21 protein-coding genes are annotated in these 23,872 nt (G+C 71.9%); 8 read left to right on the top strand and 13 right to left on the bottom strand.

Annotated elements, in window-relative coordinates; translation table 11 throughout:
- The first annotated feature begins 37 nt into the window (after positions 1 to 37).
- Positions 38 to 496, top strand: coding sequence for an RrF2 family transcriptional regulator (locus ACIQGV_RS03260; RefSeq protein ID WP_402489732.1), 459 nt, complete (start codon positions 38 to 40; stop codon positions 494 to 496).
- Between the two features lie 58 nt (positions 497 to 554).
- On the opposite strand, the gene ACIQGV_RS03255 is transcribed toward ACIQGV_RS03260, so the two are convergent.
- A complete protein-coding gene (locus ACIQGV_RS03255) occupies positions 555 to 1,232 on the bottom strand; it encodes a macro domain-containing protein (RefSeq protein ID WP_402489729.1) in 678 nt (225 codons plus the stop codon).
- Positions 1,233 to 1,371: 139 nt separating this feature from the next.
- On the opposite strand from ACIQGV_RS03255, the gene ACIQGV_RS03250 reads away from it, so the two are divergent.
- Complete coding sequence (locus tag ACIQGV_RS03250; RefSeq protein WP_402489727.1) at positions 1,372 to 2,988, top strand: ADP-ribosyltransferase domain-containing protein; 1,617 nt, start codon at positions 1,372 to 1,374, stop codon at positions 2,986 to 2,988.
- Positions 2,989 to 3,168: 180 nt separating this feature from the next.
- A complete protein-coding gene (locus ACIQGV_RS03245) occupies positions 3,169 to 3,816 on the top strand; it encodes a DUF4360 domain-containing protein (RefSeq protein ID WP_402489724.1) in 648 nt (215 codons plus the stop codon).
- 81 nt (positions 3,817 to 3,897) lie between these two features.
- Here the strand turns inward: ACIQGV_RS03245 and ACIQGV_RS03240 are convergent, their stop codons facing one another.
- The 8 genes from ACIQGV_RS03240 to ACIQGV_RS03205 form a co-directional block, all read right to left on the bottom strand.
- Positions 3,898 to 5,565 carry an aminotransferase class I/II-fold pyridoxal phosphate-dependent enzyme gene (locus ACIQGV_RS03240; RefSeq protein ID WP_402489722.1) on the bottom strand — a complete coding sequence of 556 codons (1,668 nt, stop codon included), beginning with the start codon at positions 5,563 to 5,565 and terminating at the stop codon, positions 3,898 to 3,900.
- 157 nt (positions 5,566 to 5,722) lie between these two features.
- Positions 5,723 to 6,868, bottom strand: a complete 1,146-nt coding sequence (locus tag ACIQGV_RS03235) for an aldose epimerase family protein (RefSeq protein ID WP_402489719.1) — start codon at positions 6,866 to 6,868, stop codon at positions 5,723 to 5,725.
- Between the two features lie 54 nt (positions 6,869 to 6,922).
- Positions 6,923 to 8,164: a multiple monosaccharide ABC transporter permease gene (gene mmsB, locus ACIQGV_RS03230; RefSeq protein ID WP_402489716.1), complete on the bottom strand. Its 1,242-nt coding sequence runs from the start codon at positions 8,162 to 8,164 to the stop codon at positions 6,923 to 6,925.
- Positions 8,161 to 9,711: a multiple monosaccharide ABC transporter ATP-binding protein gene (mmsA, locus tag ACIQGV_RS03225; protein WP_402489713.1), complete on the bottom strand. Its 1,551-nt coding sequence runs from the start codon at positions 9,709 to 9,711 to the stop codon at positions 8,161 to 8,163. Before mmsA ends, mmsB begins: the two co-directional genes overlap by 4 nt.
- 32 nt (positions 9,712 to 9,743) lie before the next feature.
- Positions 9,744 to 10,856, bottom strand: coding sequence for a multiple monosaccharide ABC transporter substrate-binding protein (gene chvE / locus ACIQGV_RS03220; protein WP_402489711.1), 1,113 nt, complete (start codon positions 10,854 to 10,856; stop codon positions 9,744 to 9,746).
- Between the two features lie 36 nt (positions 10,857 to 10,892).
- Positions 10,893 to 11,870: a hypothetical protein gene (locus ACIQGV_RS03215; RefSeq protein ID WP_402489708.1), complete on the bottom strand. Its 978-nt coding sequence runs from the start codon at positions 11,868 to 11,870 to the stop codon at positions 10,893 to 10,895.
- A gap of 128 nt (positions 11,871 to 11,998) precedes the next feature.
- Positions 11,999 to 13,003, bottom strand: a complete 1,005-nt coding sequence (locus ACIQGV_RS03210) for a zinc-binding dehydrogenase (RefSeq protein ID WP_402489706.1) — start codon at positions 13,001 to 13,003, stop codon at positions 11,999 to 12,001.
- The gene (locus tag ACIQGV_RS03205; protein ID WP_402489704.1) at positions 13,000 to 14,157 is read right to left on the bottom strand and encodes a mandelate racemase/muconate lactonizing enzyme family protein; all 1,158 of its coding nucleotides are present in this window, start codon (positions 14,155 to 14,157) and stop codon (positions 13,000 to 13,002) included. The genes ACIQGV_RS03210 and ACIQGV_RS03205 overlap by 4 nt, the downstream gene beginning before the upstream one ends.
- 299 nt (positions 14,158 to 14,456) lie before the next feature.
- On the opposite strand from ACIQGV_RS03205, the gene ACIQGV_RS03200 reads away from it, so the two are divergent.
- Positions 14,457 to 15,119: a hypothetical protein gene (locus ACIQGV_RS03200; RefSeq protein ID WP_402489702.1), complete on the top strand. Its 663-nt coding sequence runs from the start codon at positions 14,457 to 14,459 to the stop codon at positions 15,117 to 15,119.
- 37 nt (positions 15,120 to 15,156) lie between these two features.
- Here the strand turns inward: ACIQGV_RS03200 and ACIQGV_RS03195 are convergent, their stop codons facing one another.
- Entirely contained in the window at positions 15,157 to 15,600 is a 444-nt protein-coding gene (locus ACIQGV_RS03195; RefSeq protein ID WP_402489699.1) for a MarR family winged helix-turn-helix transcriptional regulator, read from the bottom strand.
- An 88-nt stretch (positions 15,601 to 15,688) separates the two neighbouring features.
- Here ACIQGV_RS03195 and ACIQGV_RS03190 point away from each other — a divergent pair, with 88 nt between their 5' ends.
- Both ACIQGV_RS03190 and ACIQGV_RS03185 read left to right on the top strand, forming a co-directional pair.
- On the top strand, positions 15,689 to 16,687 hold the full coding sequence (locus ACIQGV_RS03190) for an NADP-dependent oxidoreductase (protein ID WP_402489696.1): 999 nt from the start codon (positions 15,689 to 15,691) through the stop codon (positions 16,685 to 16,687).
- 95 nt (positions 16,688 to 16,782) lie between these two features.
- On the top strand, positions 16,783 to 17,202 hold the full coding sequence (locus tag ACIQGV_RS03185) for an organic hydroperoxide resistance protein (protein ID WP_402489694.1): 420 nt from the start codon (positions 16,783 to 16,785) through the stop codon (positions 17,200 to 17,202).
- Between the two features lie 64 nt (positions 17,203 to 17,266).
- Here ACIQGV_RS03185 and ACIQGV_RS03180 read toward each other — a convergent pair whose 3' ends face one another.
- Both ACIQGV_RS03180 and ACIQGV_RS03175 read right to left on the bottom strand, forming a co-directional pair.
- A complete protein-coding gene (locus ACIQGV_RS03180) occupies positions 17,267 to 18,418 on the bottom strand; it encodes a serine hydrolase domain-containing protein (protein ID WP_402489691.1) in 1,152 nt (383 codons plus the stop codon).
- A gap of 20 nt (positions 18,419 to 18,438) precedes the next feature.
- Complete coding sequence (locus tag ACIQGV_RS03175) at positions 18,439 to 21,021, bottom strand: M14 family zinc carboxypeptidase (protein ID WP_402489688.1); 2,583 nt, start codon at positions 21,019 to 21,021, stop codon at positions 18,439 to 18,441.
- Between the two features lie 195 nt (positions 21,022 to 21,216).
- Here ACIQGV_RS03175 and ACIQGV_RS03170 point away from each other — a divergent pair, with 195 nt between their 5' ends.
- Entirely contained in the window at positions 21,217 to 22,017 is an 801-nt protein-coding gene (locus ACIQGV_RS03170) for an EI24 domain-containing protein (protein WP_402489685.1), read from the top strand.
- A complete protein-coding gene (locus ACIQGV_RS03165) occupies positions 22,014 to 22,628 on the top strand; it encodes a LysE family translocator (protein WP_402489683.1) in 615 nt (204 codons plus the stop codon). The genes ACIQGV_RS03170 and ACIQGV_RS03165 overlap by 4 nt, the downstream gene beginning before the upstream one ends.
- Here the strand turns inward: ACIQGV_RS03165 and ACIQGV_RS03160 are convergent.
- Entirely contained in the window at positions 22,600 to 23,868 is a 1,269-nt protein-coding gene (locus ACIQGV_RS03160; RefSeq protein WP_402489681.1) for a pyroglutamyl peptidase, read from the bottom strand. The genes ACIQGV_RS03165 and ACIQGV_RS03160 overlap by 29 nt on opposite strands.
- Between the last annotated feature and the right edge of the window lie 4 nt (positions 23,869 to 23,872).

Here is a 23,872-nt window from a genome sequence, read left to right as displayed (position 1 = left end):
TGCGCCGCCGTGCCGCGGCACACCGGACAATGACCGTATGAGGATCTCGGCGCGGGCGGACTACGCGGTACGGGCGGTACTGGAGCTCGCCGTACGGCAGGGCGGCGACCCGGTGAAGGCGGAGACGGTCGCCGCCGCGCAGGAGATCCCGCACAAGTTCCTGGAAGGCATCCTCGGCGACCTGCGGCGCGGCGGGATCGTCGACAGCCGGCGCGGCGGGGGCGGGGGCTACCGCCTGGCCCGCGACGCCGGGAGCATCACGGTCGCCGATGTGATCAGGGCGGTCGACGGCCCGATCGTGTCGGTCAGGGGCGAGCGCCCGACCGGCCTCACCTACACCGGCTCCGCCCGGCCCCTGCTGCCCCTGTGGATCGCGCTGCGCGCCAACGTCCGCAGGATCCTGGAGGGCGTCACCATCGCCGACATCGCGGCGAACGCCCTCCCGGAACCGGTCCGCGACCTGGCGGCGGAACCGGCGGCGTGGGAGAACCCGTGAGCCCGGCGGCGGCCGTCCGGCGGGCCCGCGGCGGGCGACGGCCCGCGGCGTCCGGCGGTCAGCGGCGTCCGGCGGAACGCTCGGGCGGCGCGATACGCACCCGTGTCTCCTGGGGCGCGTTCTCCAGGTCGTCCAGCTGCGCGACGATCGTGCGGCGCAGGTCGTCGTAGTCCTCGAAGCGGTGGTCGTGGAACAGCGTGTGGCCCGTCCACATCAGGTTCGCGCACACCCGGGCGGGCACCCGGCCGGTCCGGGCGCCCATGCCGACCAGCGCCACCGACCGGATGCTGCCCGGCTCCCGCTCGTTCTGCCGGTGGACCGCCTGGAAGGCGGCGGCGCACGCCAGCGCCACGTTCAGCGTCTCGCTCACGTTCTGCGAGGACTGCTCCATGGTCGGTGTCGAGATCAGGAACCGCGGACTGACCGCGCCGGAGGGGACGCACACCGCGCTGCCCACCGGCAGCGAGCCGGCGAACTCGTCGCGGATCGCGCGCTGCACACGCAGCTGGATGCCCGCCCCGAGGTACCGCTTGACGGCCGCGTCCACCCCGCCGTCCATCCGGCCCCGCGCGTTGGTCGGGCTGACCCAGGCGTCGGTCTTCTCGTCCAGGATCGAGCCCTTGCGGATCTCGATCCCGGGAGTGTCGGCGAACGCCGCCCGCCACGCCTGCACCACCTGGGCGTTGACATCGGTCAGCACCACCTTGAGCGGGGCCTGCTCGCGGTTCACGGTCATAGGGCACTCCCCTGTGAGAACGGACGGTTCTTCCACCTCCGACGACGCTACTGCCCGCCACTGACAACGCAGTTGGACGACCGCGCCGCCGGACCGCGCCCCGGACCCGTTGTCAGACCCCGTTGCTAGCCTCCCGGCCATGATCGAAGCCAACGCCTCCGCGCAGCCCGGCCCCGACGACCCGCTGGCTCTCACCGAGCTGTTCCAGGGCGGCGGTGAGCCGTGGCTCCCGCTGCTGAAGCCGGTCATCGAGGCGCAGCCGGACGCGGCCTCGTTCATCGGCCCCGACCGCGGCCCGGACGTCGTCCCCGTCAGGGAACTGACCTTCCAGGCGCTCAAGCCGAACCCGCCGCACAAGTGGAAGGTCGTCGTCTTCGGCCAGAACCCCTACCCGCGGCCGGAGAGCGCGACCGGCATCGCCATGTTCGACAACACCTTCCACGACTGGAAGGACAGCCAGTTCGGCCGGGTCGTCAGCATCCGCTGCATCATCAAGGCGGCGGCGATGTGGAAGTACGGCATCCCCAAGAAGACACCGATCGCCGACATCCGCGCGCTGCTGAAGGAGCGGGACACCGTCCAGCCGCCGGAGTGGTTCCAGGCGATGCTCACCCAGGGCGTGCTGCTGCTGAACGCGGCCCTCACCGCCGGCACCGCCGAGGCGCGGGGGTCCGACCGGCACACCCTGTTCTGGCGGCCCGTCGCCGAGCGGATCGTCGAGGAGATCCTCAGGGCCAAGCAGACCGCCGACGAGGAGGACCGCGGTGTCGTCTTCGCCTGGTGGGGCGCGCACGCGCGCAGTCTGAAACAGGTCGTCCTGCGGCTGGAGAAGAAGTACCCCGAGGTCGAGGTCCGGCACATCGACCACCCCAACCCGGCGGCCCAGGGCGACATCTTCTGCGACGGCGGCCATTTCTCGATGGTGAACGACGCCCTGGCGTCGGTGGGCGCGGAGCAGATCGACTGGCTGCCGAGCAAGGGCTGGGACGCCCTCGCGGCGCAGTCCGGGGGCACGCGCGGGGACGTCTCCGAACGGATGGGCGCGTTCATCGCGTCCACCATGGAGCTGCACCAGCTCTATCTGGAGCGGCTTTCCAGCGTCAAGGACGAGGGACTCGCCCTCCCCGCCGTGACCGGTGTGTTCGACACCCCGCTCATGGACTTCCGTGACGCCGTCGGCCCCGTCGCCGGGCTGTTGTCCGGACTCGCCCCGCACGTGGAACGGTCGCACGAGTTCGGCAAGCGGCGGGCGGACGAGGCGGGCGGCGCCCTCACGGCCGACGCGATCGCCGCGCTCTACCTCTACACCTGCGAGTCCGCCTTCTACCGCGAGATCAACGCCGTGCTGCGCTCCCCGGACCGGAGCAGGCTCGTCCCCTACCTCCCTTATCTGCGGCTGCTGTTCTCGGCCGTGTCGGGGCTCCCCGTCCGCACCCGGCCGCTGTGGCGCGGGGTGTCGCTGGATCTGCGGGCGCAGTACCCGGTCGGCCGGACCGTGACCTGGTGGGGCGTCTCCTCGTGCACCTCGGAGCCCGGTGTGGCGCGGTCGTTCCTCGGCAGCCGCGGCAGACGCACGCTCTTCGAGGTGACACCCTCCCGGGCGGTCGGCATCCGCGACTTCTCCGCGTTCACGGGCGAGGAGGAGTTCATCCTGCTGCCGGGCACCCAGCTGGAGGTGACGGAGGTGACGGCCACCCGCGGCGGCCTGTGCACGGTGAAGCTGGCCGAGTCGCAGGAGCAGCCCCTCGTGTCCTGAAACGGATCCGTGTGAACGGGCCGGGGTGAATGGCCGGAGTTCGCGCTGGGCGCGTTCCGGCCGTCTCCCTACGATGCGAACGCCTCGGTCTTCACACCAGCTTCATTGATTCTTCACGGAGTCGGGCTGTGCGGGACCGGGGCGTCCACCCCCCACCGATCCGAACGAAAGGGAGAGACCATGGCTAGTGGCCTGCTCCTGGGCGGTGCTGTCGCCGCTCTCGTCACGACCGCGGTACCCGCGCACAACCCGTCCGGGTTCGTCGACCCGCCCCCGGACAAGATCGTCATCAATGTCGCCACGGTCAACGGCTCCGGCTGTCCCGCCGGCACCGCGGCCGTCGCCGTCTCCGAGGACAACACCGCGTTCACGGTGACGTACAGCGACTACCTCGCCCAGGCCGGCGGCAACTCCGATCCCACGGCGTTCCGCAGGAACTGCCAGCTCAACCTGATCGTCCATGTCCCGCAGGGCTTCACCTACGCCATCGCGAGCGCGGACTACCGGGGCTTCGCCGCACTCCAGCCGGGCGCGAGCGCCGTGCAGCGCGCCTCGTACTACTTCCAGGGCTCGTCGCAGACGGCGTTCAAGAACCACAACTTCGCGGGTGCCTACAACGACAACTGGCAGGCCACCGACGTCACCGACTGGGCGCAGCTCGTCTGGGCGCCCTGCGGGGTCCAGCGCAACTTCAACATCAACACGGAGATCCGGGTCAACGCGGGCTCGTCCGCGCCGGACAAGGTCAGCTTCATGACGATGGACTCGACGGACGGCGACATCAGCACCGTCTACCACGTGGCGTGGAAGGAGTGCCCCGGCCGGTGACACAGGAGAGGGCCGCCCGTGTGCCTCCCCGGCAGGGCGGCCCCCTCGGCTCGGGAGGCCGGGCCGGTGCGACCGTCGTGTCTACCCGGCCGCCGCAGGCCAGCTGGGGCTGTTCTGCCAGCCCGTGGCGGGCGCGGGGGAGAGGCCGTTGGTGCCTCTGACCTGGGCGGCGGTCAGGCCGCCCTGCGCGGGGACGCCGGGAGGAGTGAGCCCGGCCGGAGCCGCGAGCGGCTGCGGCACCGGCACGGGCGCCGGCTGAGGCACGGGTGCCGGCTGCGGTATGGGTGCCGGCTGCGGTATGGGTGCCGGCTGCGGCACCGGCACAGGCACCGGCACAGGCACCGGCACCGGCTGCGGCACCGGCTGCGGTACGGGACCGGCGAGCGGCTGCGGCGCCATCGGCTGCGGCGCCATGGGCTGAGGTGCCATCGGCTGGGGAGCCATCGGCTGAGGTGCCATCGGCTGAGGTGCCATCGGCTGGGGAGCCGTCTGCTGGGGTGCGATCGGCTGAGGGGCCGCGGCCATCTGCATCGACAGCCCGGCCCCGTTGGTGGCGCCCACCAGACGATCGACCGCCGCCGTGCCCGAGCTGTAGCTGGTCCCGGTGCTCAGCTCGGGCACGGCGGCTCCCCTCCTGGTCCCGTAGAGCACCTGTTCCAGGCCGGACACCAGGCGACGCACGTCGACCTGGGGGCGCACCACGAGCCGCAGGAAGCGGCTGGAAGAACCGATCTTGTTGCCGCACTCGCGGACCAGGATCCGGTGCTCGGTGAGCATCCGGTCACGGACCACGGTGCCCTCGGCGCCGACGGGGAGGCGCACGAAGAGGAAGTTGCCCTGGGAGGGGTAGACGGTGAGCCCGGGAAGCTCGGACAGGGCGCCGGCCATCTCCATGCGGTCGCGGCGCACCTGCTGGAGACTCTGCCGGTACTCCTGGCCGTGCTCCTTCAGCATGAACACCACGTGCTCCGCGAAGGAGTTGAGGTTCCACTTCGGCAGCATCGAGCGGACCCGGCCCGCCAGCGCGGGGTTGGCGACCAGATAGCCGAAGCGGATGCCGTGCAGGCCGAAGTTCTTGCCGAGGCTGCGCAGCACGATCACGTTGGGCCGCAGCATCGCCTCCTGGACCACCGAGGGCTCCGCCTCCGCGTCGGCGAACTCCAGGAAGCTCTCGTCGATCACCACCAGGTCCAGATCGGCCATGGCGTCCATGAACTGCACGACCGCGTGCTTGTGCAGATAGCCGCCGTCGGGGTTGTTGGGGTTGCACAGCACCGCGACCCGGGTGCCCCGGGCCCGGATGAACTCGGCGTACTGGGCCAGGTCCAGCGCGAAGCCGCCGGCCTCCTGGAGCGGGAACATGTCGACCCGCTTGCCGGTCTCCATCGGCTGGTCGGTCCAGCGGCCGAAGGTGGGGACGGGGATGGCGAGGGACTCCCGGACCAGCAGATGGTCGATCCAGGTGATCAGCTCCGTGGAGCCGTTGCCCATCGCCACGCACTGCGGCGGAAGCTGGAGCAGACTGCACAGCTCCGAGGTGATGGTGTCCGCGCTGCTCGGGTAGTAGGTGATGATGTCGCGCAGGTGCGCGGCCATCGAGTCGAACATCTCCGGGGTGGGGAAGTACGGGTTGCAGGGGATGCAGAAGTCCACCGGGCCGGCCCCGTCGCCGCCCTCGCGCGCCAGCGCCGCCATCGACGGGCTGTGCGCCGAGGTGCTGCGGAACAGCGAGGTGACGTTGCCGGCCAAGGGAACCTCCGTCTCTGGGTGGCCCGTGCGGGGGAGCACGGGCCGCCCTTAGATACGGAGGCGGGTGGGGCGTCGTTCAACACGTGTGGAGAACTTGTGCGTTCGCCCCGAAGGATCACCACCGGCGGACCGGGCCCGGCGGACCGGGCCCGGCGGGTCACGCGCTGAAGGAGTGGACGGTCGTCGAGCGGTGGACCTGCCCGGGCCGCAGCACCGTCGAGGGGAAGGACGGCCGGTTCGGCGAGTCCGGGAAGTGCTGGGTCTCCAGGCACAGCCCGTCGCCCTGGCGGTAGACGGAGCCCCCGGTGCCGACGAGGCTGCCGTCGAGGAAGTTGCCGGAGTAGAACTGGAGCCCCGGCTCGGTCGTGGCGATCCGCATCGTGCGGCCCGAGGCGGGGTCGCGCAGGGTCGCGATGTGCTCGGGCCGGCCGGTGACGCCCTTGTCCAGCACCCAGTTGTGGTCCAGGCCCTTGCCGTGCAGCAGCTGCGGGTGGGCGACGCGGATGTCCTCGCCGACGGTCCTGGCGCGGCGGAAGTCGAACGGGGTGCCCGCGACCTCCGCCAGTTCGCCCGTGGGGATCAGCCCCGGGTCGACCGGCGTGTAGCGGGAGGCGGCGATCGACAGCTCGTGGCCGTACACCGGGCCGCTGCCCTCACCGGCCAGGTTGAAATAGACATGGCTGGTGAGGTTGCAGACCGTCGCCCTGTCCGTGGTGGCCTCGTAGTCGATGCGCCAGTCGCCGGAGCGGGTCAGCGTGTACGTCACCTTCGTCCGCAGCGTGCCCGGGTAGCCCATCTCCCCGTCCGCGCTCGTGTACGACAGCCGCAGCCCGACGTCCGTGCCCCGGGTGAACGGCTCGACGTCCCACACCCGCTTGTCGAATCCCTGTGCGCCGCCGTGCAGGCTGTTGGCGTCGTCGTTGACGGACAGCTGGTACGTCCTGCCGTCCAGGGTGAAGCGCCCCGCGCCGATCCGGTTGCCGTAGCGCCCGATCAGCGCCCCGAAGTACGGGCTCTTCGTCACGTAGTCCTGGAGGCTGCCGAAACCCAGCGAGACGTTGGCGTACCGCCCCCGCCGGTCCGGGATCTCCAGCGACTGCACGATCCCGCCGTAGGAGAGGACCTTCAGCCGGGTGCCGCCGTTCTCCAGCGACCAGCGGTACACCTTCGTCCCGTCGGCGAGCGTCCCGAAGAGGGACTTCACCGGCTTCCTGCCTCCCGCGGCGTGCGCGGCGCCGCCGGCGGCGGCCGTGACCCCGGCCGCGGCGGCGCCGGTGAGGAGGGTGCGTCTGTTCAGTTCCATGCGGCGGCTCCCGAGAAGTGAAGAGGGCCCCACCTCCCGGTGGGGCCCTGCCTGCTACGAACCGATCTTGCGCTTGTTCCACACGTCGAAGCCGACCGCGGCCAGCAGGACCAGGCCCTTGATGACCTGCTGCCAGTCCGTGCCGATGCCGACGAGGTTCATGCCGTTGTTCAGCACGCCCAGCACCAGGCCACCGATGATCGCGCCGAGGACGGTCCCGACTCCGCCGCTCATCGACGCTCCGCCGATGAACGACGCCGCGATCGCCTCCAGTTCGAAGTTCAGCCCGGCCTTGGGCGAGGCCGCGTTGAAGCGGGCGGCGAACACCAGACCCGCCAGGGCCGCGAGCATGCCCATGTTCAGGAAGACCAGGAAGGTGACCTTCCTGTCCTTCACGCCCGACAGCTTGGCCGCGGGCAGGTTGCCGCCGATGGCGTAGATGTGGCGGCCGATCACGGCGTTGCGCATGACGTAGCCGAAGCCCACCAGCAGCGCACCGAGGACGAGCAGGACGATCGGGGCGCCCTTGTAACTGGCCAGCAGCAGGGTGAGGGTCAGCACGGCGGCGCCCAGCGCGACCAGCTTCAGCAGGAACAGGTTGCGCGGCGGCACCTCCAGCGAGAACTCCTGCTGGCGGCGGCGGTCACGGACCTCCTGGAACACCACGAACGCGATCAGGGCGAGCCCCAGCAACAGCGTCGGATTGTGGTAGTTCGTCTCGGGTCCGGCCTCGGGCAGGAAGCCGTTGGCGACCTTCTGGAGCCCCTCCGGGAACGGGCCGAGGGTCTGCCCCTCCAGGAAGATCTCGGTCAGACCGCGGAAGATCAGCATGCCCGCGAGGGTGACGATGAACGAGGGCATGCCGCCGTAGGCGACGAGGAACCCCTGTGCCGCGCCCGCGACCGCGCCCATCAGCAGGCACAGCACGACGGCGAGCGGCCAGGGTATGTCGTTGCGCACCATGAACACCGCGGCCATGGAGCCCACGAACGCCGTCAGGGAGCCGACCGACAGGTCGATGTGGCCGGCGATGATGACCAGCATCATGCCGATCGCCAGGATCAGGATGTAGCTGTTCTGCAGCACCAGGTTGGAGACGTTGCGCGGCAGCAGCAGATCACCGTCGGTCCACACGGCGAACAGCACCACGATCAGGCCGAGGGCGATCAGCATGCCGTACTGCCGCATGTTGCGGCGCATCCCCTCCAGCGCCGGCCGGAGCAGCCCGTCGCCTGCGGCCCCGCTCCCGCCCGGCGGCGCGGGGGCCGGGCTCTCGGCGGTCACATCGGTGCTCATCGCGTTACCTCTTTGTCCTTCGTCATCCGGCGCATCAGCGACTCCTGCGAGGCATCGGCCCGTGAGAACTCGCCCGTCAGCCGGCCGGCGGCCATCGTGTAGATGCGGTCGCACATGCCGAGCAGCTCGGGCAGTTCGGAGGAGATGAAGACGACCGCCTTGCCCTGGGCGGCCAGCTGGTCGATGACCGTGTAGATCTCGTACTTGGCGCCGACGTCGATCCCGCGGGTCGGCTCGTCCAGGAGCAGCACATCGGGACCCGCGAAGATCCACTTGCTGAGGACGACCTTCTGCTGGTTGCCGCCGGACAGCTTGCCCACCGGCTCGAACACCGTGGGCGCCTTGATGTTCATGGACCGGCGGAAGCCCTCGGCGACCTGCCGCTCCTCGTGCTCGTCCACCACACCGCGCCGGGCCACCTTGCCGAGCGCGCTCAGCGAGATGTTCCGGTTGATGGTGTCGATGAGGTTGAGGCCGTAGTGCTTGCGGTCCTCGGTGACGTAGGCGATGCCGTGCGCGACCGCCTCGGGGACGGTCCTCGTACGGATCTCCTCGCCGTCCTTCAGGACGGTGCCCGAGGCGTAGCGCCCGTACGTCCGCCCGAACACGCTCATCGCCAGTTCGGTGCGGCCGGCGCCCATCAGGCCCGCGATGCCGACGATCTCGCCGCGCCGCACGTCGATCGACACGTCGTCGACGACCTTGCGCTGCTGGTCGATCGGGTGGTGCACGGTCCACCCCCGGATCTCCAGGGCGGGCGCGCGGCCCTCCTGCGGCTCGTGCGGGGTGCGCTCGGGGAAGCGGTGCTCCAGGTCGCGGCCGACCATGCCGCTGATGATCCGGTCCTCGGTGGTCTCCTCGGCCTTCACGTCGAGGGTCTCGATGGTCCGGCCGTCGCGCAGGATCGTCACCGAGTCGGCGACCCGGCGGATCTCGTTGAGCTTGTGGCTGATGATGATCGAGGTGATGCCCTGGTTCTTCAGCTCCAGGATCAGCTCCAGCAGCTTGCCGCTGTCCTCGTCGTTCAGGGCCGCCGTCGGCTCGTCCAGGATCAGCAGTTTCACCTGCTTGGACAGCGCCTTGGCGATCTCCACGAGCTGCTGCTTGCCGACCCCGATGTCGGCGACCCGGGTCTCCGGGTGCTCGTCCAGGCCGACCCTGCGCATCAGGTCCGCGGCGTGCCTGAGGGTCTCGTTCCAGTCGATGAAGCCGCGCGAGGCGTGCTCGTTGCCGAGGAAGATGTTCTCGGCGACGGACAGGTACGGCACCAGTGCCAGCTCCTGGTGGATGATGACGATGCCGTGCCGCTCGCTCGCCCGGATGTCCCTGAAGGAGCAGACCTCTCCCTCGAAGAGGACGTCCCCCTCGTAGGTCCCGTGCGGGTGGACGCCGGAGAGGACCTTCATCAGGGTCGACTTCCCGGCGCCGTTCTCCCCGCAGATGGCGTGGACCTCGCCCTGCCGGACGGACAGCGTGACGTCCGACAGCGCCTTGACGCCGGGAAAGGTCTTGACGATCGAGCGCATTTCCAGGACGGGTCCCGCCATGGTCGTGCCTTCCAATCCCTAGGTGGCGGAGGTCAGTCGAGGTCGCTCGCCTTGATGTAGCCGGAGTCGACGACGGCGGCCCGGTAGTTGCTCTTGTCGACGCTCACCGGCTCCAGCAGATAGGCCGGGACGACCTTGGAGCCGTTGTCGTAGGTCTTGGTGTCGTTGACCTCGGGCTTCTTGCCCTTGAGGACGGCGTCGACCATGTTCGAGGCGACCTTGGCGAGCTCGCGGGTGTCCTTGTAGACGGTCATCGACTGCTCGTCGGCGATGATCGACTTCACCGAGGCGACCTCGGCGTCCTGCCCGGTGACGACCGGCAGCGGCTTGCTCTTCGAGCCGTAGTCGTCCGACTTCAGCGCCGACAGGATGCCGATGGAGATGCCGTCGTAGGGCGAGAGGACCGCGTCGACGCGCTGGCTCTTGTAGGCGGAGGTGAGGATGTCGTCCATGCGCTTCTGCGCGGTGCCGCCGTCCCAGCGCAGGGTGGTGACCTGGGTGAGCCCGGTCTGGCCGGAGCGGACGACGAGCTGCTTCTTGTCGATGTAGGGCTGGAGGACGTTCATCGCGCCCTGGAAGAAGTAGCGGGTGTTGTTGTCGTCGTTGGAGCCGGCGAACAGCTCGATGTTGAAGGGACCCTTCTTGCTGCCGTCCTTCAGGCCCAGCTTCTCGACGATGTAGCCGCCCTGGAGCTCGCCGACCTTCTCGTTGTCGAAGGAGGCGTAGTAGTCGACGTTCCCGGTGCCGAGGATCAGGCGGTCGTAGGAGATCACCGGGATGCCGGCGTCCTTGGCCTGCTGGAGGACGTTGTTCATCGACTTGTTGTCGATGGCCGCGACGATCAGCGCCTTCACGCCCTGCGTGATGAGGTTCTCGATCTGCGAGACCTGCTGGTCGGGGTCGTCCTCGCCGAAGACCAGCTTGGTCCTGTAGCCCTTGTCCTGGAGGTGCTTGACGACGTTGTCGCCGTCCGCGATCCAGCGCTCGGAGGACTTGGTGGGCATCGAGATGCCGATGGTGGCGCCCTCGCTGCCGCCCTTGCCCTCCTCGCCGCCTCCCTCGGAGTTCTGGCCGCAGGCCGTGAGGGTGAGGGCGAGACAGGCGGCGGTGGCCAGGGCGGAGAGTGCGGCTCTGCGGTTGCGCATGGGATCAGTCCTCGTTCTTCTCGTCGTGGAGAGGGGTCACGCCTGGGGCGAGCTGATGGGGAAGCGGTGCAGGGTCCCGGGCAGGCGGGAGCCGAGCGGCGCCATGTCGCCGTCCGCGCCGTGCCGGGCGAGCAGGTCCAGGGCGAGACGGCCGCGCCGCACCCGCTCCCGGGCGGTGTCCAGGGTCAGATCCCGCATATGGGTCCCGTACGGGTAGATCCCGGGAGCCTTGGACAGACCGAACTTCAGATAGAGCGGGGCGCCGCGCCGGATCAGCTCGGCGACCTCGTACATCCGGACGTAGCCGCCGAGGTCGTCGGGCGCCTCGATGTACATGTCCATGGGTGCGCCCGACACCCGCCGGATCTCGGTGAGGTGATCCAGGGTCAGATCGCTGGGCACGTTCACCGAGTCGGCGCCGAGCCGTTCGTACACGGCGTACGCGGCCGGGTTGACCGGGCCGATCAGCGCCGACACCTTCAGCGTGGTGTCGGCCGGGAGGATCCCGGCCCCGCGCGCCCGGTGCAGGGTCCACAGCACCCCCTCGTCGGCCACGAGCAGGCATTTCACGCCCAGTTCGGTGGCGCGTACGGCGTCCTCGACGCACCCGGCGACGGCGTCGTGGCCCCGGGCGCGCAGTCCGGCCCCCCGCGAGTCGGTGCGCACGGAGCCGCCGATGTCCCAGGTGCCGCGCGGGCCGGTGAACAGGCAGAGCTCGATGCCGCGTTCGGCGGTCGCCTCGGCCATCTCGGTGATCTCGGCGTCGGTGAGCATCCACACGCCGCTGCCCTGGCTGATCCGGTGGACCGGCACGTCCAGGCGCGAGGACTCCTTCAGGACGACGGCCAGCGCCTCGGGGCCCTCGCACGAGGGGATCTCGGTGCGCCAGCGGCCGCCGCCGGGGAACGTGTGCGGCGAGGCGTCGGCGGGGTCGAGGACGGGCGCGCCCAGGCCGAGCGCGGCGAGCGCCTGCTCGCCGGGTCGCCGGGCCGCCGTGGCGGAAGCGTCGGTCACTGGCTGTCCTTAGTGTTCGGTATTTCGGACGTGGTTCGTGTCTCGGGGTACAGGAAAGCCCGTGGTGGTGCGCCGGTACGGCGGCCGTCAGGAGACCCCCGTACCGGCGCACGCCGGGGCGGGGTCCGCTACGGCCGCAGGAGCACCTTGCCGACCTTCGGGTCGCCGGACCCCACCAGCTCGATGGCCCCGGGGAACTCGGTGAGCGGCAGCTCGTGCGTCACCAGCGGCACCGGGTCCAGCAGCCCGGCCGCGAACACCCGCACGGTGTGCGACCAGGCGTCCGGCGGCGCACCGAAGACGGTGTGCACCTCCAGCTGCCGTACGACGAGATCGGTCGGGTCGAGCCCGTCGGCGCCCGGTGCCGGGATGCCGGTCAGCACAAGCCGGCCCCCGCGCCGCAGCAGACCCGCCGCCGTGCGGGCCGCGTCGGCGGACCCGGCCGTCTCGACGACGACGTCGAAGCCGCCGGTCAGCGGCTCGTCCCTGGTGCGGAAATCGGTGGCGCCGAACTGCCGCGACAGTGCCTCCCGGTCCCGGCGCGTGCCGACGACCAGCAGCTCGCCCGGCGAGGACGCCCGCAGGAACTGCACGGCGAACATGCCGAGCGTGCCGGTGCCCACGACGGCGACCCGCTCGCCCGGGCGGGCGTTCGCCTTCAGCGCCGCCGCCGCGATGCAGGCGGCCGGCTCCAGGAGGGCGGCCGCCGTGAGGTCGGCGTCCCCGGGCAGGACGTGCAGCAGCCGGGCGGGCAGGGTGAGGGTCGCCGCCATGGCGCCGGGCTGCGTGAACCCGGTCTCCTCGTACCCGTCGGTGCACAGCGTCGTCTCACCGGCGTGGCAGCGGTCGCACACCTGGCAGTTGCGGAACCCCTCGCCGACCACCTTGCGGCCCACGAGAGCCGGCGGCACCCCGGCACCGACCGAATCGACGGTCCCGGACCACTCGTGACCGGGCGTGAGCGGGTAACGGACGTACCCCTCGGGCCGGTTGCCCTGGTACACCTCGCGGTCGCTGCCGCAGATGCCGGCCGCGTGGATCCGGACCAGCGCCTCACCGGGGCCGGGTTCGCGCGGCGTGTGCTCCTCGACCCGGTGGACGCCGGGAGCCTCGACCACGACCTGGGAGCTCACTGGGTGTCCTTCGGCCTGCGCTGCTCCCAGCCCTCGGCCCAGAGGTCGAAACGGGCCTGCTGCTGCGGGAACTCGGCGGCCGCGTCCACGTCCAGCTCGACGCCGAGCCCGGGGGCGTCGGACAGGTGGAAGTAGCCGTCCACGACCTGCGGCGCGCCCTTGACGACCTTCTTGATGTCCGCGTCGGCGAAGTCGTTGAAGTGTTCGAGGATCTTGAAGTTGGGGGAGGTGAACCCGACCTGGAGGGAGGCGGCGGTCAGCACGGAACCGCCCACGTTGTGCGGGGCGACCAGCATGTAGTGGGTCTCGGCGGTGGCGGCCAGCTTCCGGGTCTCCCAGATGCCGCCGATGTGGCCGACGTCCGGCTGGATGATGTCCACGGCCTGGCTCTCGAACAGCTCGCGGAACTCGATCCGGTCGTGGATGCGTTCACCGGTGGCGACCGGGATGTCGGTCTTCGCGGCGACCTTCTCCAGCGCCTTGAGGTTCTCCGGCGGGCAGGGCTCCTCCAGCCAGGCGGGCCTGAACGGCGCGAGCTCCTTCGCCAGCCGGACGGCGGTGGCCGGCGAGAACCGGCCGTGCATCTCCAGCATCAGCTCGGCGTCCGGCCCGATGGCGTCGCGCACCGCCTCGATCAGCGAGACGGCGTACAGGCTCTGCTCGTGGTCGAGTTCGAAGTGGCCGGTGCCGAAGGGGTCGATCTTGAGCGCCTTGTACCCGCGCTCCATCACGCCCCGGGCGGCCTTGTGATAGGCGTCCGGCGTCCGCTCGGTGGTGTACCAGCCGTTGGCGTACGCCTTGACCCTGTCGGTGACGCGGCCGCCGAGCAGCTGCCACACGGGCACGCCCAGGGCCTTGCCCTTGATGTCCCAGCAGGCCATCTCGACGACCGCGATGCCGGACATCACGATCTCGCCGGCCCGGCCGTAGTCGCCGTACTTCATGCGCTTGACGAGGTCCTCGACCGCGAACGGGTCCGAGCCGAGAACGTGGTTGGCCTCGGCCTCCCTCAGGTAGCCGAGGAGGGCGTCGGTGTGTCCCAGCATCCGGGTCTCGCCGACGCCGGTGACGCCCTCGTCGGTGTGCACCTGTACGTAGGTCAGGTTGCGCCACGGCGTCCCGACCACGTGTGTGCTGATTCCGGTGATGCGCACGGCAGTTGCCCCTCGTGAAACGTCGACTCTGTTCGATATTTCGTCACTCGTTCGAAATGCTGGCGTGACAGTAAGGACGGGGCGGCGGGGGTGTCAATGGGTCGCGCGGACAACGGTTCCGGTCCTTTCGAAACCGTTGTCGCTCGACCTGATCCGCCGACGCGGCCGCTTCCCCACGAAACCTTCACCGGCATGCCTAGGAACGGGCTGTGTACGGAACTTAGTCTTCCGGCGTCATGGACTACTGCCACCCGTGCCGACGGCACCTCAACGGCGCCCTGGCGTGCCCGGGATGCGGCGTGCCCGCCGACCGGCTCCCCGCGGAGCCGTCGTACGACGATCCGGCCGTCCGCGAGGACGCGGCCGAGGGTCCCCGCCCGGACCGCCCCGCCCCGCAGGGCCGTGCGGCGTCCCGGCGCCCCGGGGAGAGCCGCCGCGACCGCAAGGCCGCCGCGCACCGCAGGCGCCGTCGCCGGACCGTCCTGGTCGCGGCGGGCTTCCTGCTGGCCGCGGGCGGACTGGGCCTGGCCGGGCTGGGGCCGGACGCGCCGGGCTCGGCCCCGCCGCCGGCCGCGGCCGAGGGCGGTGAGGACGTGGACGGCGGAGTGTCCGAGGAGGCCGGCGGTGGGCCGGCCGGGCCGCCCTCCGGTCCGACGGGCCCGGCCGCCGCGGCCTCCCCGGGCGCGTCCCCCTCGACGGCCTCGCCGTCGGCCCCGGCGTCGCCGAGCGGGTCCCCGTCCCCGTCCCCGTCCGTGTCCGCGAGTCCGGCCGGTGCCGACGGCTCCCCGGCTCCGGGTGCGGACCCCGGCCCCGCGACCGGAGCCCCCGCGCCCACCCGCACGACCCCCGCCGGGAACCCGGCCCCCGCGGACACCCCCACCGCCGCTCCGTCGACGGCGGTCCCGCACCCGGCCCCGTCCCCGACGAAGACCTGCGACCGCTTCCTGTGGTGGTGCACCTGAGGCGGGGCGGGCGGCCGGTGGTCCCGGCCGGCCGGGGTCAGGCCGGGTCCGACTCCACCATGCGCCGCAGCAGGTCCCGCAGGGCCAGCCGTTCCTCGTCGCCGAGCGCGGCGAGCGGCTCACGGGCGAAGCGGAGGGACTCGCGCAGGCCGCGGGCGACAGTGCGGCCCTCGGCCGTGACCGCGGCGACCTTCACCCGGCGGTCCGCCGGGTCGGGGCGGCGCTCGACCAGGCCGCGGGCCTCCAGGCGGTCGACGATCCCGGTGACGTTGGACGGCTCGCACTTCAGCTTCTGGGCGAGCCGGCGCATGGGCAGCTCGCCCAGGGACAGCAGGGTGAGCAGCTTCGCCTGGGCGCCGGTGAGGGCGTGCCCGGCGGCCGCCTCCTCGAACTCCTCGTGATAGCGGGCCACGACCGAGCCGATGAGGTCGACGACCTCCATCGTCAGGTCGTCCGGGCGGGTCTGGTGAGGAGTGGCCATGCCCCAAGCCTACCCGTATTACTTGACAACCTGAAATATTCAGCCGCATGGTTGTTTCAGGTACTGAAGTATTCGGAAAGGCACCCCCATGATCAACCGCGAATGGCATCTGCTCAGCCGTCCCGTCGGCTGGCCCCGGCCCGAGGACTTCGCCCTGGTGGAGACCGAGGTCCCGACGCCCCGCGAGGGTCAGGTCCTGGTGCGGAACAAGTACCTCTCCGTCGACCCGTACATGCGCGGCCGGATGAGCGCCGCCAAGTCCTACGTCGCCCCCTTCGAGCTGGGCAAGGTCATGCAGGGCGGCGCCGTCGGCGAGGTCGTCGCCTCGAACGTCGAGGGCGTCGAGGCCGGCGACCACCTCCTGCACTTCTTCGGCTGGCGCGAGTACGCCGCCGTCGACCCCCGGCACGCCGTCAAGGTCGACCCCGCCGCCGCGCCGCTCCCGGCCTACCTCGGTGTGCTCGGCATGCCCGGTCTGACCGCCTACGCGGGCCTCCTGCGCACCGCCGCCTTCAAGGAGGGCGACTCGGTGTTCGTCTCCGGCGCCGCCGGGGCCGTCGGCGGCCAGGTCGGCCAGATCGCGCGGCTCAAGGGCGCCTCGCGGGTGATCGGCTCGGCCGGCTCCGACGAGAAGGTCAAGCTGCTGGTCGAGGAGTACGGCTTCGACGCGGCGTTCAACTACCGGAACGGCCCCGTCGCCGAGCAGCTGCGCGAGGCCGCGCCCGACGGCGTCGACGTGTACTTCGACAATGTCGGCGGCGACCACCTGGAGGCCGCGATCGGCTCCCTGAACCAGGGCGGCCGGATCGCCGTCTGCGGCATGATCTCGGTCTACAACAACACCGAGCCCGCCCCCGGCCCGCGCAACCTCGCCCGGCTCATCCAGACCCGCGGCCGCATCGAGGGCCTCCTGGTCAACGACCACCAGGACCTCCAGCCGCAGTTCGTCCAGGAGGTCGGTCCCTGGGTCGCCTCGGGCGAGCTGAAGTACCGCGAGACGGTCGTCGAGGGCATCGGGAACAACCTGGAGGCGTTCCTCGGCGTCCTGCGCGGCGACAACACCGGCAAGATGATCGTCAAGCTGTAACGCCTTCTTTCACATTCCGGCATGCGGTAACTTCTTTCCGGAACCGCCGTCGATCGTGGGCGCGAGTCGCGGCGGACGAGGAGGAAGACCACCGCATGCCCATTCAGCAGTCCGACGTCCTGTACACCGCCGTCGCCACCGCGGAGAACGGCCGCGACGGCCGGGTCGCCACCGACGACGGCCGGCTCGACGTCGTCGTCGGCCCGCCCGTCGAGATGGGCGGCAGCGGCACCGGCACCAACCCGGAGCAGCTGTTCGCCGCCGGCTACAGCGCCTGCTTCCAGGGCGCCCTCGGTGTCGTCGCCCGCCAGGACGGCGCCGACGTCTCCGGCTCGACCGTCACCGCGAAGGTCGGCATCGGCCGGGGCGACGACGGCTTCGGCCTCATCGTGGAGATCTCCGCGGCCATCCCGAACGTGGACGCGGAGACCGCCCGCAGCCTCGTCAAGAAGGCCCACGAGGTCTGCCCGTACTCGAAGGCGACCCGCGGGAACATCACCGTGACGCTCGCCTGAGTCCGCTCGTTGCACACAGCGGAGGCCGCACCCTGGGACGTGGGGTGCGGCCTCCGTCCGTCGGTCAGGCCCGCGTCGCCGCGTCGTGGGCGGCCTTCACGAACCGCTCGTTCTCCGCGGCCGCACCGCCCGGGAAGGCGCAGCGGCGGCGGGTGTAGCCGTAGGCCAGACCGGAGCGCGGGTCGGCGAAGCCCTGGGAGCCGCCGGCGCCGCTGTGGCCGAACGTGCCGGCGCCCAGGAACGGGTACCGGGTCACCGCCGGCGCCTGGAAACCGACCCCGAACGCGTTGTGGGTCCGGGTCACCAGGTCGTGGCCGACCGAGTGGATCTGCCCGACCTCCGCGATCGTGTCGGGCTTCAGCAGCGGCGGCCGCCCGTCCACCTCGCTGATCGCCGCCGCGTACATCCCGGCGATCCCGCGCGCGGCCGCCACCCCGCCCGCCGACGCGGGGCCCTTGGCCCGCACCAGCCGGGAGTTGGCGTGCTCCACCAGGGTCCCGGCGTCCGGCGCATGGGTGTTGAACGCGATCGCGGTCAGCGTGTGCGGCCCCGTGGGCGCGGCGTCCAGCTCGGCCTGCTGCCCGGGCGTGGGCGCCATCGGCTGCACGTCGCGGAAGCGCGGCTCCAGCGACTCGGGCAGACCCAGCCGGAAGTCCAGCCCGTACGGCGCCCGCACCCGCTCCTCGAACAGCTCCTGGACCGTGCGGCCGGTGGCCCGCCGCACGACCTCGCCGGCGAGTGCGCCGATCACCAGCGCGTGATAGCCGAAGGCGGTGCCGGGCCGCCAGAACGGCCGCTGGTCGGCCAGCCGCTCGGCGACCACCCGCTCGTCCGCCAGCTCGCTCCGGCTGAACCCGGCGTCCAGCCCCACCACACCGGCCCGGTGCGCCAGCAGCTCCCGCAGCGTCACCGCGCCCTTGCCCTCGGCGCCGAACTCCGGCCAGTAGTAGGTCACCTTCCGGTCCAGTTCGAGGGTGCCGTCCTGGACGAGCAGCGCCACCACGAGGTACGCGGCGCCCTTGGTCGTGGAGAACACGCCGTAGAGCGAGCCGCCGTCCGCGCCCTCGCCGGCCCACAGGTCGACGACGCGTCTGCCGTGCACATGGGCGCACAGCTGGCCCTCGTAGTCCGGGCGTTCCCCCGCCACGAACGCGGCGAACTCCTCACGCACCGCCTCGTAGCCGTCGGCGACGGTGCCGTGGATCTGCTGCGTCATCCGCTCTCCTCAACCTCGCATCAGCCTCTGCCGGACTGTCCCATGATCAACAATGCCCGGGCGACCTGGGGGAATTCCCCCTTCGGGTGCGCCCGGAAGAGCGGCTCGGTCCCGAACAGAACAGCGTGCGGGCCACTGATGACCGAGGCGTGCCCCGCCGCGTCCGCGGGCCCGCCCGTGCCGTTCCCCGGAGCCCGCCAGTGGCCCGAGAGCAGCAGGCCGCCGCCCGCGTAGGACTGCTCGACCCGTACCTCGGGCCCCAGGCCGGTGAACCAGACCGGCGCGTAGACGAACCCGGTCGTCGGCGCGCCCGACGTCAGCGGGCCCCGGTTGCGCACCCGGACCACGCCGTTGGCGTCGCCGTCGCCCTCCACGGCCGTGGCCTCCAGCAGCCCCGTCGCCGTGCTCAGCGCGGCTCCGGCGGCCCCGCGTCCGACCAGCCCGTGCGCGGCCAGGAAAACCTCCAGCGCACCGCGCGCGGCCGGGTCCAGCGCGCCGTGGTCCAGCCCGGCCGACACGAACAGCACGTCCGTGCCCGACCAGTCGAAGCCCGCGTTCAGCCGGGCCGTCGACACGGGCGTCACCTCGAAGCCCATCTCGCGCAGCGCGAACAGCTCACCGGCCGTGGCCGCCGCGGCCACCCGTGGCCGGTGCAGCACGGCGCCGCCCGCGCTCTGCGACTCCGTCAGGACGACGTCGTACGTCCGTGCCGCCCCGGCCGCCGCCCTGCGCGCCGAGCCGGGCACCACGACGCCCCGGGCCGGTCCGCCCGCCGCCCACCGCACCCGTACGCCCTGCGCCAGCAGGGAGTTGAGCGCCGCGACCTCCTGCGGGTCGTCCAGGCCGAGGCGCAGGTCGCCGTGCGCGGCGACCCGTCCCACCGCGGCGGCCTCGGTGACCTTCTGCAGCGGCAGGCCCCGCAGGCCGCCCGAACGGACGGGCTCGACCGTGGCGCCCCACAGCCGGCCGAGGCTCCAGCCGGAGATGTCGTACATCACCGACACGTCGGCGCTGATGTCCCGTCCGTCGGCCAGCAGCGCGTTCGCCAGACCTCGCTTGGGCTGGTGCATGTCGACGACGTACGAGCCCCGCGGATACGTCCGCCCCGCCAGCCGGAAGGCATCGCTCGCGCGGGCGACCCGGACGTCGTTGGCGATCAGATGGCCGACGAGCCGGGCGGCGGCGATGGTGCGGCCGGTGACGACGTACGCGCGCGGGAAGTCGGCGGTGTACACGTCCTCCGCGCCGATGCCCGGCACACCCGGCACCGTCCGCTCGGAGACCGGCACCTGTGCCTCGCCCGCCGCCCCGCGCCGGAACACCTCGATCTGGTCGGCGACCAGGGACACGCGGCGGGTGCGGACGAACTCCAGCGTGGCCCGCATCGCGGCGCCCGCGACGGCGACGTTCACCGCCGAGCGGCGGCGCAGTTCCGCCGTCGGCAGCGTGTCGTAGGCCGCGTTGTTCACCTGCAGGGGGATCTCGACGGTGTGCGCGGCGACCGTGCCGTGGAAGGCCGCGTACTGCGGGGTGAAGACCGGCGGCCAGTCGTCCCAGCCCTCCTTCTGGTCGCGGAACGGGATCTGCGCGGGCTCGACGCCGTCGCGCTCCGGCGTGTGGCCCAGGCCGTCGACGGCGGCCTCCATGCCGAGGGCGTTGGCGTAGGTGTTCTTCAGGAACAGGTCGTACTCGTAGTTCTCCCCGTGCGGGGGAGTGGCGGGCTCGATGAGGGTGCCGTTGACGTAGCCGTGCAGGTCCAGCATCACGGCCGGCTGCTTGTCGAGCTCGATGCGGCGCATCGCCCGGGTCTCCGGCTGCGAGGCGGTGACGAAGTCCCGGTTGAGGTCGAAGCCGCCCGCGTTCGTCCTCGTCCCCGCGATCCGGCCGTCGGGGTTGGCGGTGATGTTGAAGTACAGCCTGCTGTGCGCGAGCAGGCCGCGCGTCCTCGCGTCGCCGGCGGTCGCGAGCTGCTCGACGAGCCGCAGGGCGGCGTCGGTGCCCTCCCACTCGTTGCCGTGGATGTTGCTGTTGAAGAAGACGGGTGTCTTGTACGACGACTTGATCCGCGGGTCCTTCGCCGCCGCGGCGGGCGCGTTCTCGATCAGCTCGCGCATCCGCCGCTGCTCGCGGGTGCTCGCGGGCGACTCCGGCGCGGTGACGGTGACCAGATAGAGCCGGTGCCCGCCCGCCGAACGTCCGGTCTGCTCCACGCTGACCCGGTCGCCGAGCGCCTGGAGGGCGTTCAGCCGGGGCGCGATGCCGTGGTACGGGACGAGCCCCAGTTTCAGGGACCGGTCGGCCGGGTTCTCCGGCTCGGGCGGGAGCACCTGCCGGCGGGGATAGCCGAGCGAGGCGTCGGCCGCCGCGAGGCCGGGACCGTCCGGGGCGAGGGCCCGGCGGGCCGTCGCGGCGGGCGGCGCGGCGGCCGAGGTGTCCAGTGCGGGCTCATGACGGACGACGGGCTCGTGGCCGGTGCCGGTGCCGGGGGCGTCGGCGGCGGGCCGGGCCGCCCGGGCCGGGCCGTTCAGCAGAAGAGAACTCGCCGACAGGGCGAGCACGACGATCAGGACGGGTCTCGCAGGGCGCTCACCGGTGATGCGCACGCGTACCTCCTCCGGGCTTCCTGGGATCGGTACGGCGAGATGTACCGGCTCGACTCAACCGCAACAAGAGGGAGTCGGCGCCGCCGACGCCCCGTACGGCCCGGACACAGCGCCCGTACGGGACACCTCCGGCCGCGCCGGCCGGCCCCCGGGACGGCCCCCGGACAGCTGCTTCCGGCCCGATAGAGTGCCGTCATGCGCGATCTCGGGGCGGGTTTCAAGTACCTGATCAAAGGCCAGAAGTGGGTGGCCCGGCACGGCAGGCAGTACGAGTTCGGGCTCGTACCCGGGCTGATCACGCTCGTGCTGTACCTGGCCGCCCTGGTGGCGCTCGCCGTGTGGGGCGACGACTTCGTGGCCTGGGCGACGCCGTTCGCCGACGACTGGTCCAGCCCCTGGCTCGGACTGTTCCGCGGGTTCCTCACCGTCGTGCTGTACGCGCTCGGCCTGCTGCTGGCCGTGCTCACCTTCACCGCGGTGACCCTGCTGATCGGCCAGCCGTTCTACGAGAGCCTCTCCGAGCAGGTCGACCGGGACGTGTCGCCCGACGGCACCGCGCCCGAGTCGGGCCTGCCGCTCTGGCGCGAGCTGTGGATCTCCGGCCGGGACAGCCTGCGGATCGTCGTACGGGCCCTGTGCTGGGGCGTGCTGCTCTTCGCGCTCGGGTTCGTCCCCGTCGCCGGCCAGACCGTCGTCCCGGTCCTCGGCTTCTTCGTCACCGGCTTCTTCCTCACCGAGGAGCTGACCGCCGTCGCCCTCCAGCGCCGCGGCGTCGAACTGCGCGACCGCCTGGCGCTGCTGCGCTCCCGCAAGACCCTGGTCTGGGGTTTCGGAACGCCCCTGAGCCTCGCTTTCCTGGTTCCGTTCGTGGCGGTCTTCCTGATGCCGGGCGCGGTCGCGGGCGCCACTCTCATGGCCCGCGAGCTGCTCGGCGAGGAGACCGAGGAGGACTCGTCGGAAGCGGACGAGTCGGAGGAGGAGAACGTCAGCGCATGACCGAGATACTCGCCGTCGCCGTCATCACCGTCCTGGCCGTCGTCGCCCCAGGCGCCGACTTCGCGATGATCGTCCGCAACAGCTACCTCCACGGCCGCCGCACGGGCCTGTTCGCCGCGGCCGGTGTCGCCGCCGGTGTGCTGGTCCACGTCACCTACACGATGCTCGGCGTGGGCCTGCTGATCGCGTCCTCGACCTTCCTGTTCACCGTCGTCAAACTGACCGGGGCCGCCTACCTGGTGTACGTCGGCGTCCGCACCTTCCGCACCCGCGGCGAGGTGGAGGTCGACCTGGAGGACGGGACCGGGCTGACGCCGCTCGCCGCCCTGCGCAGCGGCTTCCTCACCAACGTCCTCAACCCCAAGACGACCCTCTTCGTCGTGTCCACCTTCGCCCAGGTCGTCGGCCCCGGCACACCGGCCGTGCAGCAGGTGGGCTACGGCCTGTTCATGTCGCTGGCCCACCTGCTGTGGTTCGGCACGGTCGCCGTGTTCTTCTCGCAGGACCGGATGCGCACCCTGATGCTCCGCGCCCAGAAGGTCCTCAACAAGGTCATCGGCTCGGTCCTGGCCGGCCTCGGCGTCAGCCTCGCGTTCGCCCCGTCGCACTGACGGCCGTGCCCACGATCGCCCGCACCTGGGCGACGATGTCCAGCCGGTTGCGCACGAAGGCGGGGTCGGTCACCTCGCCGGTGTTCCCGGCCCCGAACTGGAGCACCGGCGTGTGCACGTGCCCGCCCGGCAGCGAGTCGTGCAGCCCGAGCCGGTCGCGCAGCAGCGTCGCCCGGTAGGCGATCTCGTTGGACAGGTAGTCCCCGCCGCCCCCGGCCCGCGCGGTCGACCCCGGAGTCGGCCCGTCCGGCCGGACGACGGGCCCGGTGCCCCCCGCGGGGATCTCCGTCACGCCGGTGTTGTCGAGGACGGGGAAGCGGCCGGTCGGCGCCGCGACGATCGCCGCGTACGGCAGGGTCGTCGACGTCCACTGCGGCTGCGAGGCGGGGTCGGAGACCGGGACGGTCCCGGTGCTGCCGGTGTTCTCGTTGTCGGGGAAACCTCCCCGCCAGGCCCCGTTCGTCCGCTCGACGTCGAAACGGCCGACGCGGCCCTGGCTCACGGTGACGAAGAGGTCCAGCTCCTCCAGACCCGGCCGCAGGGTCCGCTCGACCGTGCCGTCCGCGAAGTCCCGCCAGCGCACCGGGAACACGGCCGCCTCCACCCGCGCCGGACCCCGGCCCGTCTCGATCACCGTGCCGTCCAGGGCGAGCGCGGCCGCGCCCGACGGGTTGGAGATCCTGATGTCCCGGTCCAGGGTGAACGGGTCGAAGCCGGTGACCAGGACCCGCTTCACCTTCCCGTCGTGCGGGAGGCGCAGGTCCGACCGGCCGCGCGAGGTCCGCTCCAGGGCATCCAGCAGGGCGGCCCGCCGCTCCTCGCCCAGTCCGAACGCCGGCTGCCAGGTGCGCACCTGCCGGGTCATTCCCAGACGCGCCCAGTACAGCGGCCGGTCGTCGTCCCGGCTCAGGTCCCCGCCCGCCGGGCCGCGCCCCTGCGCCCGGTCCACGGCCCGCCGCCACAGCGCCGAACCCTCGCGCACGACGATCCGGCGGGCCTGAGCGGCGGAGTGCGCCCGCTCCAGTCTCCGCGCGAACTCCGCCGCCACCGCGTCGAATCCGGACCGGCGCAGGATCTCCCTGGGCACGGCACCGTCCAGCCGCAGCTCCTCGGCGGTCGGGGCGAGGGGCGCCGGACCGGCGGCGGGCGCGGGCCCGGCCGCGGCCGCGGCGGTGGGGGCCACGAGGGAGACGGCCAGCACCAGGGCCGCCGTGCCGGCCCGAACACGTAGGAGACTCAAGGGA

It is taken from the genome of Streptomyces sp. NPDC093094, assembly GCF_044754345.1.
Lineage (GTDB): Bacteria > Actinomycetota > Actinomycetes > Streptomycetales > Streptomycetaceae > Streptomyces.
The sequence above is the reverse complement of the archived record's forward strand: the minus strand, read 5'-3'. Positions and strand labels throughout refer to the sequence as shown.

What these genes read in the sequence shown, in the direction of transcription:
- ACIQGV_RS03170 (WP_402489685.1), top strand. Translation starts at nt 21,217, where the DNA reads ATGCGCGATCTCGGGGCGGGTTTCAAGTACCTGATCAAAGGCCAGAAG.
- ACIQGV_RS03245 (WP_402489724.1), top strand. Translation starts at nt 3,169, where the DNA reads ATGGCTAGTGGCCTGCTCCTGGGCGGTGCTGTCGCCGCTCTCGTCACG.
- ACIQGV_RS03180 (WP_402489691.1), bottom strand. Translation starts at nt 18,418, where the DNA reads ATGACGCAGCAGATCCACGGCACCGTCGCCGACGGCTACGAGGCGGTG.
- mmsA (WP_402489713.1), bottom strand. Translation starts at nt 9,711, where the DNA reads ATGGCGGGACCCGTCCTGGAAATGCGCTCGATCGTCAAGACCTTTCCC.
- ACIQGV_RS03260 (WP_402489732.1), top strand. Translation starts at nt 38, where the DNA reads ATGAGGATCTCGGCGCGGGCGGACTACGCGGTACGGGCGGTACTGGAG.
- ACIQGV_RS03185 (WP_402489694.1), top strand. Translation starts at nt 16,783, where the DNA reads ATGCCCATTCAGCAGTCCGACGTCCTGTACACCGCCGTCGCCACCGCG.
- ACIQGV_RS03235 (WP_402489719.1), bottom strand. Translation starts at nt 6,868, where the DNA reads ATGGAACTGAACAGACGCACCCTCCTCACCGGCGCCGCCGCGGCCGGG.
- ACIQGV_RS03165 (WP_402489683.1), top strand. Translation starts at nt 22,014, where the DNA reads ATGACCGAGATACTCGCCGTCGCCGTCATCACCGTCCTGGCCGTCGTC.
- ACIQGV_RS03190 (WP_402489696.1), top strand. Translation starts at nt 15,689, where the DNA reads ATGATCAACCGCGAATGGCATCTGCTCAGCCGTCCCGTCGGCTGGCCC.
- ACIQGV_RS03195 (WP_402489699.1), bottom strand. Translation starts at nt 15,600, where the DNA reads ATGGCCACTCCTCACCAGACCCGCCCGGACGACCTGACGATGGAGGTC.
- chvE (WP_402489711.1), bottom strand. Translation starts at nt 10,856, where the DNA reads ATGCGCAACCGCAGAGCCGCACTCTCCGCCCTGGCCACCGCCGCCTGT.
- ACIQGV_RS03250 (WP_402489727.1), top strand. Translation starts at nt 1,372, where the DNA reads ATGATCGAAGCCAACGCCTCCGCGCAGCCCGGCCCCGACGACCCGCTG.
- mmsB (WP_402489716.1), bottom strand. Translation starts at nt 8,164, where the DNA reads ATGAGCACCGATGTGACCGCCGAGAGCCCGGCCCCCGCGCCGCCGGGC.
- ACIQGV_RS03255 (WP_402489729.1), bottom strand. Translation starts at nt 1,232, where the DNA reads ATGACCGTGAACCGCGAGCAGGCCCCGCTCAAGGTGGTGCTGACCGAT.